The organism is Nocardia tengchongensis (assembly GCF_054781395.1).
In genome coordinates, this window is the sequence record NZ_BAAGUM010000004.1 from 184,270 (window position 1) to 200,736 (window position 16,467).

Below are 16,467 nucleotides of genomic sequence, written 5' to 3' on the forward strand. Positions count from 1 at the left end.
ATGGCCGCCCCACAGTTTGCCTGCCGGTAACTCTCATATGAAACAACCAACGCAGCAGTGTCGGATGGTTCCATGAGAGGTGGGCAGCACGTCATGCCGCGACCGCAGGCCGAGATCGAGACCGAGACGAACCCGATGATGCGGGCCGCCCTCGCGCCGCAGGCCCGCACCCTGGTGGACATTCTCGCCGCGACCGCCGCGGCGTACCCCGACGCACCCGCCATCGACGACGGCGAGGTCGAACTCGGGTACGCGGAACTGCTGGCCGAGATCGCGGTCGAGGTCGATCGGCTGACCGCGGCGGGCGTGCGCGCCGGGGATCGGGTCGGCGTCCGGATGCCCTCGGGCACCCGCGGGCTGTACATCACCATCCTGGCCGTCCTGCACGCCGGCGCGGCCTATGTGCCGGTCGACGCCGACGACCCGGACGAGCGCGCCCGGCTGGTGTTCGGCGAGGCCCGGGTCTCGGCCATCGTCACCGCGGCGGGCATCGAGACCACCGGCGTCACAAGGGAAGACAGCGGTGCCGCACCGGCATCGCCCGCGACCGGCGCGCCCGCCCCCGGCGACGACGCCTGGATCATCTTCACCTCCGGTTCCACCGGAACCCCCAAAGGCGTTGCGGTCACCCATCGCAATGCCGCCGCGTTCGTCGACGCCGAGGCGCGGCTGTTCCTGCGGCACGAGCCGATCGGGCCCGGCGACCGGGTGCTGGCCGGTCTGTCGGTCGCCTTCGACGCCTCCTGCGAGGAGATGTGGCTGGCCTGGCGGCACGGGGCCTGCCTGGTCCCCGCCCCGCGCGCGCTGGTGCGCACCGGCGCGGATCTGGGTCCGTGGCTGGTGCGCCGCGAGATCAGCATCGTTTCCACGGTGCCGACACTGGCCGCCACCTGGCCCGTCGAGGCCCTGGAACCGGTGCGGCTGCTCATCTTCGGCGGTGAGGCCGTCCCGCCGGAGCTCGCCGAACGACTTGCCGGGAACCAGGATTCCGAGCGCGAGGTGTGGAACACCTACGGCCCCACCGAGGCCACCGTGGTGGCGTGCGCGGCGCTGCTGGACGGCGGTTTCCCGATCCGCATCGGGCTGCCGCTGGACGGCTGGGATCTGACCGTCGTCGACGCGGCCGGAAACCCCGTGGGCGAGGGCGAATCCGGAGAACTCGTGATCGGCGGCGTCGGCCTGGCCCGCTATCTCGACCCGGCCAAGGACGCCGAGAAGTACGCCCCGTTGGAGTCGGTGGGCTGGGAACGCGCCTACCGCAGCGGCGATCTGGTCCGCAACGACCGCGAGGGCCTGGTGTTCCTGGGCCGCGCCGACGACCAGATCAAACTGGGCGGCCGCCGCATCGAGCTCGGCGAGATCGACAACGCCCTGCAGCATCTGCCCGGCGTCACCGGCGCGGCCGCCGCCATCCGGACCACCAAGGCGGGCAACAAGATCCTCGTCGGCTACCTCACCGGACCCGACGCGAACTACGACCTGGCCGCGGCCAGAAGCATTCTCGGCGAGCAGCTCCCCGCGCCGCTGGTGCCGCGCCTGGCCGTGGTCGGCGAGCTGCCCACCCGCACCTCCGGCAAGGTCGACCGCGACGCGCTGCCCTGGCCGCTGCCCAAACCCATCGCCGCCACCCCCGAGGCCGGTCTCACCGAGACCCAGCAGTGGGTCGCGGGACTGTGGGATTCGATCCTGGGCGCCGAGGTCACCGATCCCGACGCCGACTTCTTCGACCTGGGCGGCGGTTCGCTGGCCGCGGCCCAGCTGGTGGCCGCGCTGCGCGAACGCCATCCCACCATCGCGGTGGCCGATCTCTACGACCATCCCCGCCTCGGCGCGCTGGCCGCACTGCTGGACGGTTTCGCACCGACCGTCGCGGTCGAGGAACGCGTGGTCCGTCCGGTGCCACGGGCCGCGCAGCTGTACCAGGTGCTGGCGACGATTCCGCTCACCACGCTGACCGGTCTGCAATGGCTGACCTGGCTGGCCATCGTCGGCAATATCGCGGCCTGGTCGGGCTCGCTGCCGTGGCTGCCGCATCTGTCGTGGTGGTGGACGCTCGTGGCGTTCGTCCTGTTCATCTCCCCGCCCGGCCGGATGGCCCTGTGCATCGCCGGGTCCCGGCTGCTGCTGCGCGGCGTCGAGCCGGGCACCTATCCGCGCGGCGGGCCGGTGCACCTGCGGCTGTGGACGGCCGTGCGGCTGTCGGAGGCCAGCGGCGCCGAGAATCTGTCGGGCGCACCGTGGATGGTGCCGTTCGCGCGGGCGCTCGGCGCGACCGTCGGCAAGGGCGTCGACCTGCACACGCTGCCGCCGGTGACCGGCATGCTGCGACTCGGCGACGGGTGCAGCGTGGAACCCGAGGTGGACCTGTCGGGGTATTGGATCGACGGCGACCTGGTGCACATCGGGCCCATCGAGATCGGTCCGGGCGCGGTGATCGGCGCGCGGTCGATCCTGCTGCCGGGCACCAAGATCGGCCGCAATGCCGAGATCGCGCCCGGCTCGTCGGTGGCGGGCAAGGTCAAGGCCGAGCAGGAGTGGGCGGGCTCGCCCGCGGTGAAAGTCGGCCGGGCCCAGCACCGCTGGCCCGACGCCACCCCGGCGCGGGCCGCGCACTGGGTGGGGATCTTCGGTGTCACGTCCATGCTGCTGGCCTCGGTTCCGATCTTCGCGCTGGGCACCGGCGGCCTGCTGCTCGCCTGGTGGATCCGCGACACCCCGACGCTGACAGCCGGTTTCGGGCGCGCCTTCGCGATGCTGCCGGTGGCCATGCTGCTGGTGCTGGCGGTGTACGCCGCGGTCACCATCGTCTCGGTGCGGCTGCTGGCGATCGGACTGGCCGAAGGCCACCATCCGGTGCGCAGCCGGCAGGGCTGGCAGGCCTGGTCCACCGAGCGACTGCTGGATTCCGCGCGCACCTTCCTGTTCCCGCTCTACGCGAGCCTGCTGACCCCGGTGTGGCTGCGCCTGCTGGGCGCGAAGGTCGGCAAGCGCGTGGAGGTTTCGACCGTGCTGCTGCTGCCGAAGTTCACCGTGGTGGCCGACGGCGCGTTCCTGGCCGACGACACCATGGTCGCCAGTTACGAATTGGGCGGCGGCTGGCTGCGCATCGGCGAGGCCAAGGTCGGCAAGCGCGCCTTCCTCGGCAACTCCGGCATGACCGCGCCGGGCCGCCGCGTGCCCAAGAACGGCCTGGTCGCGGTGCTCTCCGCGGCCCCGTCCAAGGCCAAGGCGGGTTCGTCGTGGCTGGGCAGCCCGCCCACCCGCTTGCGTCGCGCCGCCGAATCCTCCGACACCGCACGCACCTTCGACCCGCCACCGCGGCTGCAGGTGGCGCGCGCGGTGGTGGAGACCTGCCGATTGATCCCGGTGCTGGTGACCTTCGCGATCGGCCTCGGGGTGCTGTTCGCCCTGGCCTCGTTGGCCCACACCGTGGGCCATCTGCCCACCGCGCTGCTCAGCGGCCTGGTGCTGTTGAGTGCGGGCGCGGTCGCGGGCGCCTCGTCGGTGATCGCGAAATGGCTGCTGGTGGGCCGGATCGGCGCCGAGGAGCATCCGCTGTGGAGCTCGTTCGTGTGGCGCAACGAGGTCGCCGACACCTTCGTCGAGCATGTGGCCGCGCCGTGGTTCGCGCGCGCCGCGACCGGAACACCTGTCCTGAATGTCTGGTTGCGTGGTCTCGGCGCGACCATCGGCCGCGGGGTATGGTGCGAATCCTATTGGCTTCCGGAGGCTGACCTGGTGACACTCGGTGACGGCGCGACCGTGGAACGCGGCTGTGTGGTGCAGACCCATCTGTTCCACGACCGCATCATGGCCATGGACACCGTCACCCTGGGCGCGGGCGCCACGCTGGGACCGCACTGTGTCGCCCTGCCCGCCAGCGTGATCGGCGCGGGCGCGACCATCGGACCGGCCTCGCTGGTGATGCGCGGCGACAGCGTGCCGCCGTCCTCGCGCTGGTGGGGCAACCCCATCGCGCCCTGGCCGGAGCGGAGCCGCTGATGGTCAATCCGTTCGACGAGCCCATCGACGATTACCTGCCGCAGAACGGAAATCGCGGCTACCGCGTCTCGCGCTACGAGCTGGACCTGGTCTACAAGGTGGCCACCAATCGGCTCGCCGGGCGCGCCGACATCACCGCGGTGACCACCGGCGCGCGAGATCGGTTCGCGCTGGACCTGTCTCAGGCGCTGGCGGTGTCCAAGGTGCTGGTGAACGGCGCCAAGCCGGCCAAATACCTGCACCAGCGTGGCAAATTGGTGATCACCCCGCGCCAGCGCGTTCCGGCGGGCGGCGCACTGGTGCTCACCGTGCAGTACGCGGGCCCGCCCACACCGGTGCGCGGCCCGTGGGGCGAGGTCGGCTGGGAGGAGCTCACCGAGGGCGCGCTGGTGGCCAGTCAGCCCAATGGCGCGGCCTCCTGGTTCCCGTGCGACGACCACCCCAGTTCCAAGGCCAGCTACCGGATTTCGATCACCACCGACTCCCCCTACTACGCGCAGGCCAACGGAACCCTGGTCCGCAAGCAGACCAAGGCCAGCCAGACCACCTGGGTGTACGAGCAGCCCGAACCCATGGCCACCTATCTGGCGACCATTCAGATCGGCCCGTATCGCAAGCAGCGAGTCGAGGCGCCGCGCGGCGCGATCCCCATGCAGGCGGTGCTGCCGCAGCGACTGCGCGTCCCCTTCGAACACGACTTCGCCCGCCAGCCGCGCATGATGGAGGTCTTCACCGAGCGCTTCGGGCCTTACCCGTTCGAGGCGTACACGGTGGTGGTGACCGACGACGAGCTCGAGATTCCCATCGAGGCCCAGGGCATTTCGGTGTTCGGCGCGAATCACTGTGACGGACAGCGCGGTTCGGAGCGCCTGGTCGCCCACGAGCTGGCGCACCAGTGGTTCGGCAACAGCCTCACCATCCGGCAGTGGCGCGATATCTGGCTACACGAGGGTTTCGCCTGTTACGCCGAATGGATCTGGTCCGAGGCCGCGGGCGGTCCATCGGCCGATCAGCTGGCGCGCACGGCGCACCGCAACCTGTCGCGACTGCCCCAGGACCTGGTGCTCACCGACCCCACCCCCGAGTTCATGTTCGACGACCGGGTCTACAAGCGCGGCGCGCTCACCCTGCACTCGCTGCGCCTGCACCTGGGCGACATCGCCTTCTTCGACCTGCTGCGGGCCTGGACCGCGCGCTACCGGCACGCCTCGGTGAGCACCGACGAATTCACCGATCTGGCGGCGCATTACAGCGCGAGCTCACTGCGTCCATTCTGGGAGGCCTGGCTGTATGCCCGGTCACTGCCCGGGTTGCCCGCCCGCCCCCCGTTCGAGGCCGATTACGAGACCGGGTAGACTTCCAGCGAACACGTTGTTGATCATCGATGTGCCGGGCCCGACAAGCGCACGGTCACATCAGCGTCGTAGATCGCTACAACTTCCAAGCAGCCCCCACTGCGCGGCTTAGCTTTCCTTACGGCGATCGATTTTGCCCACTGGCAATCTCGCCACCTTGTGCCCCCGGCGCGGACCGATGTCCGCAGCACGGCTCGGGCACGTATTCGATGCCCGAAAGGCACTGCAGCACCGATGACTTCTGCCCCGACCTCCTTCGCCGCGCTCGGAGTCCGCGAACCGCTGGTTCGCGCCCTCACCAACGCCGGTATCACCGAACCCTTCCCGATCCAGGCCGACACCCTGCCCGATTCGCTGGCGGGCCGGGACGTGCTGGGCCGCGGCCGCACCGGCAGCGGCAAGACCCTCGCCTTCTCCATCCCCATGGTCGATCGGCTCGGCGGTGAGCTGGCCGGCAAGCGGGTGCCCAATCACCCGACCGGTCTGGTGCTGGCGCCGACCCGCGAACTGGCCACCCAGATCGCGGCCACCCTCGAGCCCCTCGCGTCCGCGTACCGCATGACGGTGACCACCATCTTCGGTGGCGTCTCCCAGCATCGGCAGGTGCAGGCGCTCAAGCGGGGCGTCGATATCGTCATCGCCTGCCCGGGCCGCCTCGAGGACCTGATGCGGCAGGGCCTGATCAGCCTCGACGCCGTCGAGGTCACCATCATCGACGAGGCCGACCACATGGCCGACCTGGGCTTCCTGCCCGGCGTCACCCGTATTCTCGCCGCCACCCCGGCAACCGGCCAGCGCCTGCTGTTCTCGGCGACCCTGGACAACGGGGTCAACAAGCTGGTGCAGCGCTTCCTGCCGAACGCGGTGAAACACTCTGTCGACGAGGCGAATTCGCCCGTCGCCGCGATGACCCATCACGTGTTCGAGGTGTCGACCAACGATGCCAAGCGTGAGGTCGTGCACCGTCTCGCCTCCGGCGCCGAACGCCGAATCCTGTTCACCCGCACCAAGCATCAGGCGCGCAAGCTGGCCCGTCAGCTCACCACCGCGGGCATCCCGGCCGTGGATCTGCACGGCAACCTGACCCAACCGGCGCGCGACCGCAACCTGGCGGCCTTCGCCGCCGGTTCGGCCAAGGTGCTGGTCGCCACGGACGTGGCGGCGCGCGGTGTGCACGTCGACGGCGTCGAATTGGTCGTCCACGTCGACCCGCCCGCCGAGCACAAGGCCTACCTGCACCGTTCGGGCCGCACCGCCCGCGCCGGCAATGACGGCGATGTCGTCACCCTGGTCCTGCCCGACCAGCGCGGCGATCTCGCCACCCTGATGCGCAAGGCCAAGATCGACGTCACCCCGCAGCGGGTGACCCAGGACTCGGCGCAGGTGACGCAGCTGATCGGCGAGGTCGCGCCGCTGGTTCCGGTCTCCGCCGGCGATGCCGGTGCGGCCCGCGGCGAGACGTCCGGTGGCGCACCCGCGCGCGGGCAGCGTCAGCCCCGTCAGCGGTCCCGGCCCGCGAACGACGCCACCTCGGCGGCGCCGCGCAACCGGCGCAAGCCCGGTGGGCGTGGCGAGGACACGCGCACCACCGACCGCCCGGCCGATCGCAAGCCCGAGCTCGCCAAGGACGGCCGCCCCGGCGGCCGGACCGGAGGCCGCTCGACCGGCAAGCCCCGTACCGGCACGGGAGCGACCGGCGGCCGGAACGGCCGCGCGGGTGAAGCCAGCGGCGGCAATCCGTCCGCTCGCACCCGTTCCGAGGGCCGCGGAGCCGGCGTGTCCCGTCAGCGCGACCACGGCGGCGCGGCCGGCGACAACGGTGGCGGCCGCGTGGGTTCGCCGCGCTCGGGCGGCGCCCCGCGCCGTCGCCGCAACGGCTGACACGCTCGACGGACCGGGGTTGTCCCTTCAACCCCGGTCCATTTGCGCCGGAAATGTGACAATTGCCGGTATCTACCCGACCGGTAAGTTTCTACAGTTAATGAGAAGCAAGCAGCCGCCGCTTTCACACCGTGCATTTGTATCTGCCGTCTCCGACGCTCATACAAGCCAGGAGGGGAAGCCATGAACGCTCACGTACCACTCAACGAGCGCGTCACGGTGAAATACGAGCGGGTCGACGAACACCGGTACAAGGTGTCGGTCACTCCGATCGACAGGCTGCAATGGCGGGTCGGGTACGCGCCGGATATGAAGGCGGCCGTGAAATTGGCCCAGGAACTGGCGATCGAGGACTACAGGGGCTGAGCGCCGGGTTCCAGCAACCGTTTCGGGTGCATGCCGTCGACCTGCCCGATGAAGGGCGGATGAATGCTGTAGCCCAGCATCCGGCGAATGTCCTCCGACACCGCGCGCACCGTGTCGCGGGTCATCGAGAGCGTGAATGCCTCCTGCGGACGCAGCCACGGTTCGCAGTATTGCGCGGTCAGCGCCAGTCGCGAATTCGCCGAACGATTCGCCCCGCCGCCGTGCCACAGTGTGCCGCCGAAGAATACACAGCTACCGGCCCGCATTACGACCGGTTCGCGGGGCGTGGATTCGTCGGGAAGCTCATCGCCCCACAATTGACTGCCCGGCACCACATCGGTCGCGCCGTTGTCGGCGGTGAAATCGTCGATGGCCCAGATGGTGGCCGCACCCAAGGGCTTTCGCGGCCGCGGCAGCGGGTAGAAGCCGTCGTCGGTGTGCAGCATCTGCGCGTTCTCGCCGGGCTGGATATTGATCACCTGCAGCATGGACAGCAGATAGTTCGGCATGAACAGCCGATCCAGCAGGGCCAGCACGCGCGGGTGGTCGGCGATGCGGTCACAGGAGCGGGTCTTGTTCAGCACGCTGTAGACGCGCTGCGTGGCATGGCCTTCGAAGTTGTTGCGCCCGCTCCGATCCAGCAGTGGCGCAACGGCTTCCCGGATCTCGTCGAGTTCGGCCGGCGAGAGCAGGTCGGGCAGGATCACGTACCCGTCGCGTTCGAGGGCGGCCAGATCGGCGTCGACCACGGCCGGGTCGATGCTCGCGCCGCTGCTGCCGGTACGCCGATAGGTTCCGGCCAGATCACCGTCGAGATCCCGTAGCGAGGTCACCTTCGTGCTCATCGGGCCATCCTTTACATAACTGAGTTCTGTTATTCTCCGAGGGTGGCACGCGCACCGATCGGACGTCAACAACTTCTCGATGCCGCTCGCGACGAACTGGTCCACGCCAACGGTCTGCTGGAGTTGAGCGCGCTGACCCGCCGCACCGGCCTGAGCACCGGCGCGCTGTATCACCACTTCGGCTCGAAAGTCGGTCTGCTGGCAGCGATCTGGGACGACTTCTACGAAGGCCTGAGCCGGGCCATCGCCGACGATCAGCTGCCCGACGGCGACTGGGCGACCCGCGAGCGCGCCCGCACGCACTGCTTCGTGGCCTACCACTTCGACCATCCGCTGGCGGCCCTGCTGCTCAATCAGGCGGCCCCCGATCCCGGGCTGACGGAGATCCAGGCGGTCTACATCCGCAATCTCGGCGACGCCGCGGCCACCAATATCCGCCGCGGGCAGGCCACCGGCGAGATTCCCGCCGATCTCGACCCCGACAGCGCGGGCGCGTTCGTCATCGGCGGTTTGCGGCACGGGATCGGACAGCAGCTCCGAGTGCTCCCCCGCCCCGAGGTGGACCTGGTCGCCGAACGCCTGTGGCGGTTGACGGCGGCCTCGCTCGAATTGTCCTGACCCGGGACGGTCGGGCGCGAGTCAGGCGGCCAGCCCCAGATTGGCGACCAGGCGGCGGACCCGCTGTTCGATGTCGTCCCGGATGGCGCGAATCTCCTCGATCCCGCCCCCGGCGGGATCGGGCAGCGGCCATTGTTCGAAGCGGTGTCCGCCGATGATCGGGTTGTCGTCGCCGCAGCCCATGTCGATCACCACGTCGGCGGCGCGCATCAGTTCGTCGGACCATGGTTTCGGGAACTCGTCGGCGATATCCACGCCCCGTTCGGCCATGGCCTCGATCACGAGCGGGTGGATCGCCGCGCTCGGCGCGGAGCCGCACGACCACGCGGCGGCCTGCTGCCCCGCCATGCTGACGAAGAAGCCGAGCGCCATCTGCGAGCGTCCGGCGTTCTGGGTGCACACGAACAGGACGGTCGGCCCGGACAGTGCGCCGCGACCCGCGGTGCGGGCCATGGCCGTCAGCCGCTCCCGGGCGAAGCGCTCGGCGAGCGCGGGCAGCCGGTCGGTGGGCAGGCCGATCGCGGTGAGGTGGGCCAGTGAGCCGTCGAGGATGCGGTCGACGGTGGCGGCGTCGACCGCCGGACCGAATTCCGCGTTCAGCCGTGTCGCCGCGTCGCTCAGCACGGCCGGATCCGCCTCGGTGCCGGAAGGCACGGCGGCGCCGGGATTCTCGTTCACGCTCGCTCCCTCCGCTCGGATTCCAGCCTATCTCGCTGCCGTGCACTCTGCGCTGAGCTGTGACCTGCGAACACAAGCGGCGATAGGTGAACGCTATCGCCATTGTGCGTGGTAGGGCCAGCGGAGCAAGGGTCGCCGACCGGATGCACCGTGAGCGAATTCCCACATCGCACACCCCGATGTGACCACGGCCACATCCAGCCCCCGCGCGCCGCGGCGGCCACACCGACGGCCCGGCGCGAGCTCGACCCGCCGGTCGGATCGCAGCATCAAGGTGGGATCAGGCCCGAAATCCGTTGTGGTCTAGGGGTTCCCGCCACCCCGGCCGAGCTGGTCGCGGAACTGACCGGGGGTGAGTCCGGTTTCCTCCCGGAAGGCACGGTAGAAGTGGCGGTCGGTGGAGAAGCCGCTCGCGGCCGCGACCGAGGCCAGGGAGCGGGTGGGGTCGGCGCGAATGAGGCGGCGGGCGTGGGCGATCCGGGTGCGGCGGACCAGGGCGCCGGGTTCGCCGAAGCCTTCGCACACCCGGTACAGGGTGCGGCGCGACAGCAGGCAGGCGTGCGCGATCTCGTCGACCGTCAGGTCCGGGTTGGTGAAGTTCTTGCGGATGAAGGCCAGCACCTGCTGGCGGGTGTAGAGGGAATCGGTGGGGGCGGGCGCGGATTCACCGGTGGACAGCAGCAGCGCCGAGGCCATCATGCCGGCGGCGTCGCTGCCGAAGACGGTGACCGCGCGAGCGATGTCGTCCGCGGGTAGTTCGGCCAGGTTCCGGAAGAACGCGGTCACCACACCCAGCGCGCCGGTGGCGGGGACGGCGGTGGCGGTGGGCAGCTGCGCGCGGGTGAGACCGGAGTGCTCGAGCACCAGTTGCATCGGGGCGCGCACCAGTGTCGACAGGCAATTGTCGGTGGTGCGGCTCTCGAGCGGCAGACCGCTGTCGAAGAAGGCGACGGTGCCGGGTGTGGTCTCGGCGGTCCGGCCACCCTGCTCGGTCCAATTCGTCCCCTTCAGGACGATATTCACCAGCAGGAAGTCTCCGGTCGTCCGCGCCACCATCCTTGAAGTTCGCATGGCCCGCTGTGCGCTGGCCTGCATGCGCGAGACCGCGAATCCGTCGAATAGCGTGGACGCCACTTGGCCGTGCCAGTGCCCGGTGCGCAAGGGCTCGATGGCGGTCGGCGCGACCGCATCCGACATCAGGGCTTCCCACTGCTCGAATGCCTGACGTGGGGAAAGGGTCGAGGACGAGGAAATCTCGACGGCGCCGAAAACGGCATGGTCCACGAACGCCATCGTCTCACCAAAATTCGTCCGGTAACCAGCTTTTCGGCCGAGTTCCGGCGATTGTCGCGCCCGGCGCCTCACTGCACGGGTGCACCGCTCAGCAGGAGCGCAGTCAACGTCGCGAGGCGTTCGAGGCGAGGCGGCGATCCAAGATCTTCGTAGTGCCACAACGGGGTTCGCACCGCATCGGTGTCGCTCGCGTCGTAGCTGCCGGCCAGAAAGTGGTGGGCCCTGCGCAATGCCGCCGCCACGACGGCAGATCGGGCGGGGAGCGGCGATCGGCGGCATCGTTCCAACAGTTCAGCGCGAAGACCGCCAGCGCCCCCGCAGCGCGCACACCACCGCAAGCGTCGGCACCACCCGATATTCATTCGGCGCGTGCGGATTCCCCCAACTCCCGTCGCCGTTGCGGCTGCGCGCCAACGCGGTGAGACCCAGCCGGACCAGGGTCGCCGACCATGGCCGGGCGATGCGCGCGAGCCGGTCGACCACGCCCGCGGTGGCGTAGGCCGAGCCGCTGAGCAGGCCGTCGTCGTCCTCGTCGACGAGTCTGATCAACTGCCACAACGACATCAGGGCGTGTTTGCGGACCGCGGCGGTCGACTTCTGGTTCACGATGACTCGCAAGGGGTTGCGGCTCAGACGGAACCTCTTCACGGTACGCCCCGGGTAGGCCCGCTAGGCGTTGTCCCGCAAGGTGTATCCGACGCCGCGCACGGTGTGGATGAGTGGCGGGTGATCGGTGTCGATCTTGCGCCGCAGTTGACTGACGAATGTTTCGACCACCCGGTCGGCACGGCCTGCCTCGGCCTGCCACACCCGATCGAGGATCTGCCGCTTGCTCACCACCTTGCCCGCGTTGAGCATCAGGTACTGCAGCAGTTTGAATTCGGTGGCCGAGAGCCAGATCTGCTCGCCGCCGCGGAAGACCCGGTGGGTGCCGGCGTCGAGTTCGAGGTCAGCGAAGCGCAGCCGGTCGGGTCCGTCGTCGTCGGCGGGTTTGGTGCGGCGCAGGATGGCGTGCAGCCGCAGCACCACTTCCTCGAGGCTGAACGGTTTGCTCACATAGTCGTCACCGCCGGCGCTGAGTCCGGCGATGCGGTCCTCGACGGCGTCGCGCGCGGTGAGAAACAGCACCGGCACCTCGCTGCCCGCCGCCCGCAGTCGCCGGGCCACGGTGAATCCGTCGAGGTCGGGCAGCATGACGTCGAGGATCATGACGTCGGGTGGCCGCCGGGTCGCGGCTTCCAGGGCGCCCCGGCCGCTGTCGGCGGAGTAGACGTCGAACCCGCTCAGCCGCAGTGCGGAGCACAGCAGGTCGAGGATGTAGGGCTCGTCGTCGACCACCAGCACGCTGGCCGCGGCGGCCGCGGCGCGATCGCTCACGGTCGTCACCCTATGCGCACCCGCACCGACGAATTCCATACCGGTCATGGTGGTCGTGGCGACCACCGGGCAAGCTCGGTGTCAGCTGGGCGTTTCCTGTGAACGAGCCGGGCCGGGTCCGGGCGTGTCCGATATCGGGAACACGATCCGGAAGCGGGCGCCGGTCCCGGATTCGGTGAGCAGTTCGATCCGCGCCCCGTGCGCGGCCAGGACAGCGGCCACGATGGCCAGGCCGAGACCTGAACCACCTGCGCGCGAACGTGATTCGTCGATTCGATAGAAGCGGTCGAAGACCTTCCCGGCCTGCTCGAACGGAATGCCGGGACCCGTGTCGGACACCTCCGCGATCACCGCCGGGCCACCCACCGGCAGCTCGGCCCCGGCCGCCGCGACCACCCTGGCCTGGGTCGGCACGGTGCCCGCGCCGACCCGGACGTCGATCTCGGCGGTGGCGGGAGTGTGCAGCAGGCCGTTGCCGACCAGGTTGGTCAGCACCTGCCGCAGCCGATGCTCATCGGCCACCACGCGCACGGGCGCATCCGAAATGTGCAGCCGGACAATTCTTTCCGGTTGCCGAGCCAGCGCGTCCCGCACCACATCGCCCGCGAGGGCGGACAGGTCCACCTCGGTCAGATCCAGGGGCCGCTGTTCGTCGAGCCGGGCCAGCAACAGCAGATCGTCGACGAGCAGCCCCATGCGCGCGGCCTCGCCCTCGATCCGGCCCATCATGGTGGCGACCTCGGAGGGATTCTTGGCGCCGCCCATCCGATACAGCTCGGCGTAGCCGCGGATCGAGGTCAGCGGTGTGCGAAGTTCGTGCGAAGCGTCGGCCACGAAGAGCCGCATCCGCGACTCGGACTCCCCGAGCCGCCCCATGGTCGTCGACAGCCGCTCGAGCATCACGTTGAACGCGCTGCCCAGCCGCCCGACCTCGGTGTGGTCATCGGTGTAGTCGACGCGGCGATCGAGGTCTCCCGCGGCGATGGCCTCGGCGGTGTACTCGATCCGCGACAGCGGCCGCAGCCCGACCCGCACCAGCCAGGCCGCCACCCCGGCCAGCACCAGCACCAGTCCGGCGCCCGCGACCAATTCGATGGTCCGCAGTTCCCGCGCGGTCGCGTAGTAGCCGTCCAGCGGCATGACGACGGCCGCGGTCGCACCCTGCGGCTGCATCGGGCTGGGCGGCTGCGCCACGGTGCGGACCCGCCAGGCGGACCCGTGCGCGTCGTCGACCTCGAAGATCCGCGTGCCACGCGCCACCACCGCGGCCCGATCCATCGCGGGTAACGACAACTCGACACCGCCGACGCCGCCGAGCTGCCCCGACGGCACGCCCGCGCTGTCGAAGAACAGGATCTGGAATGTCGAGGGCAGTCCCTTCACCGGTTCGTCGGGCCGCGGCGGCGGGGGCGGACGGCTCTCGACGGCCAGGTCCTGCGCGACCCCGTTCAACTGTCCGTCGATCCGCGCCAGTTCGGAGCGGCTCAGCATGGCGAGGCTGAGCACCCCGAACGCGGTCAGCCCCGCGATGGCGATCACCAGCACCGACACCAGCAGCCGGGTCCGCAGCGTCCACCGCCGCAGCCGCGGGAATCGAGGACCCGCGCCGGCTCCGGCGGGCGGTGCGGCGACCGATCTATCACGCACGCACCCACCTCCGCACAGTTCGTCGCCGGCCCACGCCGATCTCCTTTCCGTCGCGTCGCCACGCGAACCGCACCGACGGTAACCGCCGAACCTCTGGTGAACTCGAGAATCCGGGTCCGGCCGCGCGCCGAACCAGCAGGTCCGCTCACTTCATCCGCGGACACGACGGCGTCACCGTCGCCCGGGCGCGAAGGGCCGCGGGTCCACCCCGCGTTGCCAGCGGACTCCCAGGTTCGCACGCCATTCGCCCCGAGCCGCGGCCGACAGGATCGGCTGTGATGACCGCGCCGCGATCCTGGTGCCGCGGTGAGCGAAGGGACGGACTATGACATCGACTGTGCGGACGCCGGAGGTGGCCTCGGCGGAGCCGCTGGCCGGGGAGGACGTCGGGCAGGGTGAAACACGCTTGGCGCGAATGGTTTTCGGTCCGAGCGGACAGCCGCGCTGGGCGCGGCCGGGGCTGCTCGCGCTGCTGGCGGTGACCGCGGTGCTCTACCTGTGGGATCTGACGAATTCCGGCTGGGCCAACGAGTACTACTCGGCGGCGGCGCAGGCGGGGTCGCAGAGTTGGAAGGCGTTGCTGTTCGGGTCCTTCGACGCCGGGAACGCCATCACGGTGGACAAGCCACCGGCGGCGCTGTGGGTGATGGGGCTGTCCGGGAAGCTGCTCGGGTTCAGTCAGTGGTCGGTGTTGTTGCCGCAGGCGCTCATGGGTGTCGCGTCGGTCGGTCTGCTCGCGGCGACCGTGCGGCGGCTGAGTGGGCCGGGTGCCGGGCTGCTCGCCGGCGCGATCGCGGCACTGACGCCGGTGGCGGTGCTGATCTTCCGTTTCGACAATCCGGACGCGCTGCTGGTGCTGCTGCTCGTCGCGGCCGCCTACTGCACGGTCCGCGCCATCGAGGCCACCGGTGGCCGGGTGTGGTCCGCGCCGACCGGTTGGCTGATGCTGGCGGGTGTGGCGGTCGGCTTCGGCTTCCTGACCAAGATGATGCAGGCGTTCCTGATCCTGCCCGGACTGGGGCCGGCTTTCCTGATCGCCGCGAACAGCCCACTGCGGCAGCGGATCTGGGCACTGATTCTGGCCTGTGTCGCCGTCGTGGCGTCGGCCGGGTGGTATATCGCTCTGGTCGAGTTGTGGCCCGCGGATTCACGCCCGTTCATCGGCGGCTCCACCGATAACAGCCTCTGGCAGCTGGCGATCGGCTACAACGGGCTGGGCCGGATCCTCGGCGGCAGCGGCAACATGGGCCCCGGTGGCCCGGGCGGCGGCGACGCTCCCGAGGGCATGAGTGGATTCGCGGGGTTCAGCGGATCATCCGGCCTCACAAGGCTTTTCAACACGCAGATGGGCGCGGAGATCTCATGGCTGCTCCCCGCCGCACTGATCGGGCTGGCCGCCGGGCTCTGGCTCACTCGCCGTGCACCGCGCACCGACCGGACCCGGGCGGCGTTCGTACTGTGGGGCGGCTGGCTGCTGGTCACCGCGGTGACGTTCTCGTACATGGGCGGCATCGTGCACCCGTACTACACCGTGGCCCTGGCTCCGGCGATCGGCGCGCTGGTCGCGCTGTCGGTGCGTGAATTGTGGTCGCGCACCGCCCATCCCGCGGCGCGACTGACGCTGGCCGTCATGGCCGCCGGCACCGGCACGTGGGCCTTCGTGCTGCTGAACCGCACCCCGGACTGGCTGCCGTGGCTGCGCTGGACGGTGCTGATCGGCTCGATCCTGGTGGCACTGGCCGTCATCGCCGGTACCCGCGGCTCCCGCCGCTACGCCGTCGTGCTGGCCATGGCGGGCGTGCTGTTCGGCCTGGGCGGCGCGAGCGCCTGGGCGGTCGCGACCGCGACCCAGCCGCACAGCGGCGGCAATCCGCTCTCCGGACCTTCCAGTAGCCAGAGTTTCGGCCCGGGCGGCATGCCCGGCGGCGCTCCCGGCGGGGCGGACGATGAGCATCCCGCGCCCCCGGGCGCCACGACCGGCTCAGCGCCCGAAGGGATTCCGGCCGCTCCGAGCGCCGAGCACGGCCCGACGTTCACGTCCGGAACCAATACCGAGCTCGTGGCCCTGCTCGAGCAGAGCGATGCCCGCTGGGCGGGCGCGACCCTCGGATCGGGTTCCGCCGCGGGCCTGGCCCTGAACTCCGGCAAGTCGGTCATGGCGATCGGCGGCTTCACCGGTGGCGACGACTCCCCCACCCTCGCGCAGTTCCAGACCTACGTCTCCACCGGTCAGGTCGGCTACTTCATCGAGGGCGGAATGGCCATGGGCGGGAACGGCGATTCGAGCGGCTCTCGGATCGGCGCCTGGGTGAAGTCCCACTTCACCGCGACCACCGTGGGCGGCAGCACCGTCTACGACCTGTCCCGGCCGGTCACCGCATGATCGGCGACCGGAGCCGGGTCCA

The 16,467-nt window shown here is 70.2% G+C and carries 12 protein-coding genes; 6 read left to right on the forward strand and 6 right to left on the reverse strand.

Going from position 1 to position 16,467, the window contains the following annotated elements; all coding sequences use genetic code 11:
• Nucleotides 1-93 precede the first annotated feature (93 nt).
• The 4 genes from ACYVKL_RS06030 (at nucleotide 94) to ACYVKL_RS06045 (ending at nucleotide 7,604) form a co-directional block, all read left to right on the forward strand.
• On the forward strand, nucleotides 94-4,002 hold the full coding sequence (locus tag ACYVKL_RS06030) for a Pls/PosA family non-ribosomal peptide synthetase (protein ID WP_379169844.1): 3,909 nt from the start codon (nucleotides 94-96) through the stop codon (nucleotides 4,000-4,002).
• Nucleotides 4,002-5,357 carry a M1 family metallopeptidase gene (locus ACYVKL_RS06035; RefSeq protein WP_379168979.1) on the forward strand — a complete coding sequence of 452 codons (1,356 nt, stop codon included), beginning with the start codon at nucleotides 4,002-4,004 and terminating at the stop codon, nucleotides 5,355-5,357. Before ACYVKL_RS06030 ends, ACYVKL_RS06035 begins: the two co-directional genes overlap by 1 nt.
• Before the next feature lie 234 nt (nucleotides 5,358-5,591).
• Nucleotides 5,592-7,238, forward strand: a complete 1,647-nt coding sequence (locus ACYVKL_RS06040; RefSeq protein WP_379168981.1) for a DEAD/DEAH box helicase — start codon at nucleotides 5,592-5,594, stop codon at nucleotides 7,236-7,238.
• A gap of 183 nt (nucleotides 7,239-7,421) precedes the next feature.
• The gene (locus tag ACYVKL_RS06045) at nucleotides 7,422-7,604 is read left to right on the forward strand and encodes a hypothetical protein (RefSeq protein ID WP_357199686.1); all 183 of its coding nucleotides are present in this window, start codon (nucleotides 7,422-7,424) and stop codon (nucleotides 7,602-7,604) included.
• Here the strand turns inward: ACYVKL_RS06045 and ACYVKL_RS06050 are convergent.
• A complete protein-coding gene (locus ACYVKL_RS06050) occupies nucleotides 7,592-8,449 on the reverse strand; it encodes a phytanoyl-CoA dioxygenase family protein (RefSeq protein WP_379168983.1) in 858 nt (285 codons plus the stop codon). The two genes, ACYVKL_RS06045 and ACYVKL_RS06050, sit on opposite strands and share 13 nt — an antisense overlap.
• A 42-nt stretch (nucleotides 8,450-8,491) precedes the next feature.
• Between ACYVKL_RS06050 and ACYVKL_RS06055 the strand changes: the two genes are divergently transcribed.
• Nucleotides 8,492-9,067, forward strand: a complete 576-nt coding sequence (locus ACYVKL_RS06055) for a TetR/AcrR family transcriptional regulator (protein WP_379168985.1) — start codon at nucleotides 8,492-8,494, stop codon at nucleotides 9,065-9,067.
• 21 nt (nucleotides 9,068-9,088) lie between these two features.
• On the opposite strand, the gene ACYVKL_RS06060 is transcribed toward ACYVKL_RS06055, so the two are convergent.
• From ACYVKL_RS06060 to ACYVKL_RS06080, 5 genes are all read right to left on the reverse strand, one after another.
• Nucleotides 9,089-9,745, reverse strand: a complete 657-nt coding sequence (locus tag ACYVKL_RS06060) for an arsenate reductase ArsC (RefSeq protein WP_379168987.1) — start codon at nucleotides 9,743-9,745, stop codon at nucleotides 9,089-9,091.
• Nucleotides 9,746-10,048: 303 nt separating this feature from the next.
• The gene (locus tag ACYVKL_RS06065; RefSeq protein ID WP_379168989.1) at nucleotides 10,049-11,029 is read right to left on the reverse strand and encodes an AraC-like ligand-binding domain-containing protein; all 981 of its coding nucleotides are present in this window, start codon (nucleotides 11,027-11,029) and stop codon (nucleotides 10,049-10,051) included.
• A 300-nt stretch (nucleotides 11,030-11,329) separates the two neighbouring features.
• The gene (locus tag ACYVKL_RS06070; RefSeq protein ID WP_379168991.1) at nucleotides 11,330-11,686 is read right to left on the reverse strand and encodes a hypothetical protein; all 357 of its coding nucleotides are present in this window, start codon (nucleotides 11,684-11,686) and stop codon (nucleotides 11,330-11,332) included.
• A 21-nt stretch (nucleotides 11,687-11,707) separates the two neighbouring features.
• Nucleotides 11,708-12,463, reverse strand: coding sequence for a response regulator transcription factor (locus ACYVKL_RS06075; protein ID WP_379169846.1), 756 nt, complete (start codon nucleotides 12,461-12,463; stop codon nucleotides 11,708-11,710).
• A 33-nt stretch (nucleotides 12,464-12,496) separates the two neighbouring features.
• Nucleotides 12,497-14,062: a sensor histidine kinase gene (locus ACYVKL_RS06080; RefSeq protein ID WP_379168993.1), complete on the reverse strand. Its 1,566-nt coding sequence runs from the start codon at nucleotides 14,060-14,062 to the stop codon at nucleotides 12,497-12,499.
• A gap of 325 nt (nucleotides 14,063-14,387) precedes the next feature.
• Here ACYVKL_RS06080 and ACYVKL_RS06085 point away from each other — a divergent pair, with 325 nt between their 5' ends.
• The gene (locus ACYVKL_RS06085) at nucleotides 14,388-16,445 is read left to right on the forward strand and encodes an ArnT family glycosyltransferase (RefSeq protein ID WP_379168995.1); all 2,058 of its coding nucleotides are present in this window, start codon (nucleotides 14,388-14,390) and stop codon (nucleotides 16,443-16,445) included.
• Nucleotides 16,446-16,467: the final 22 nt, after the last annotated feature.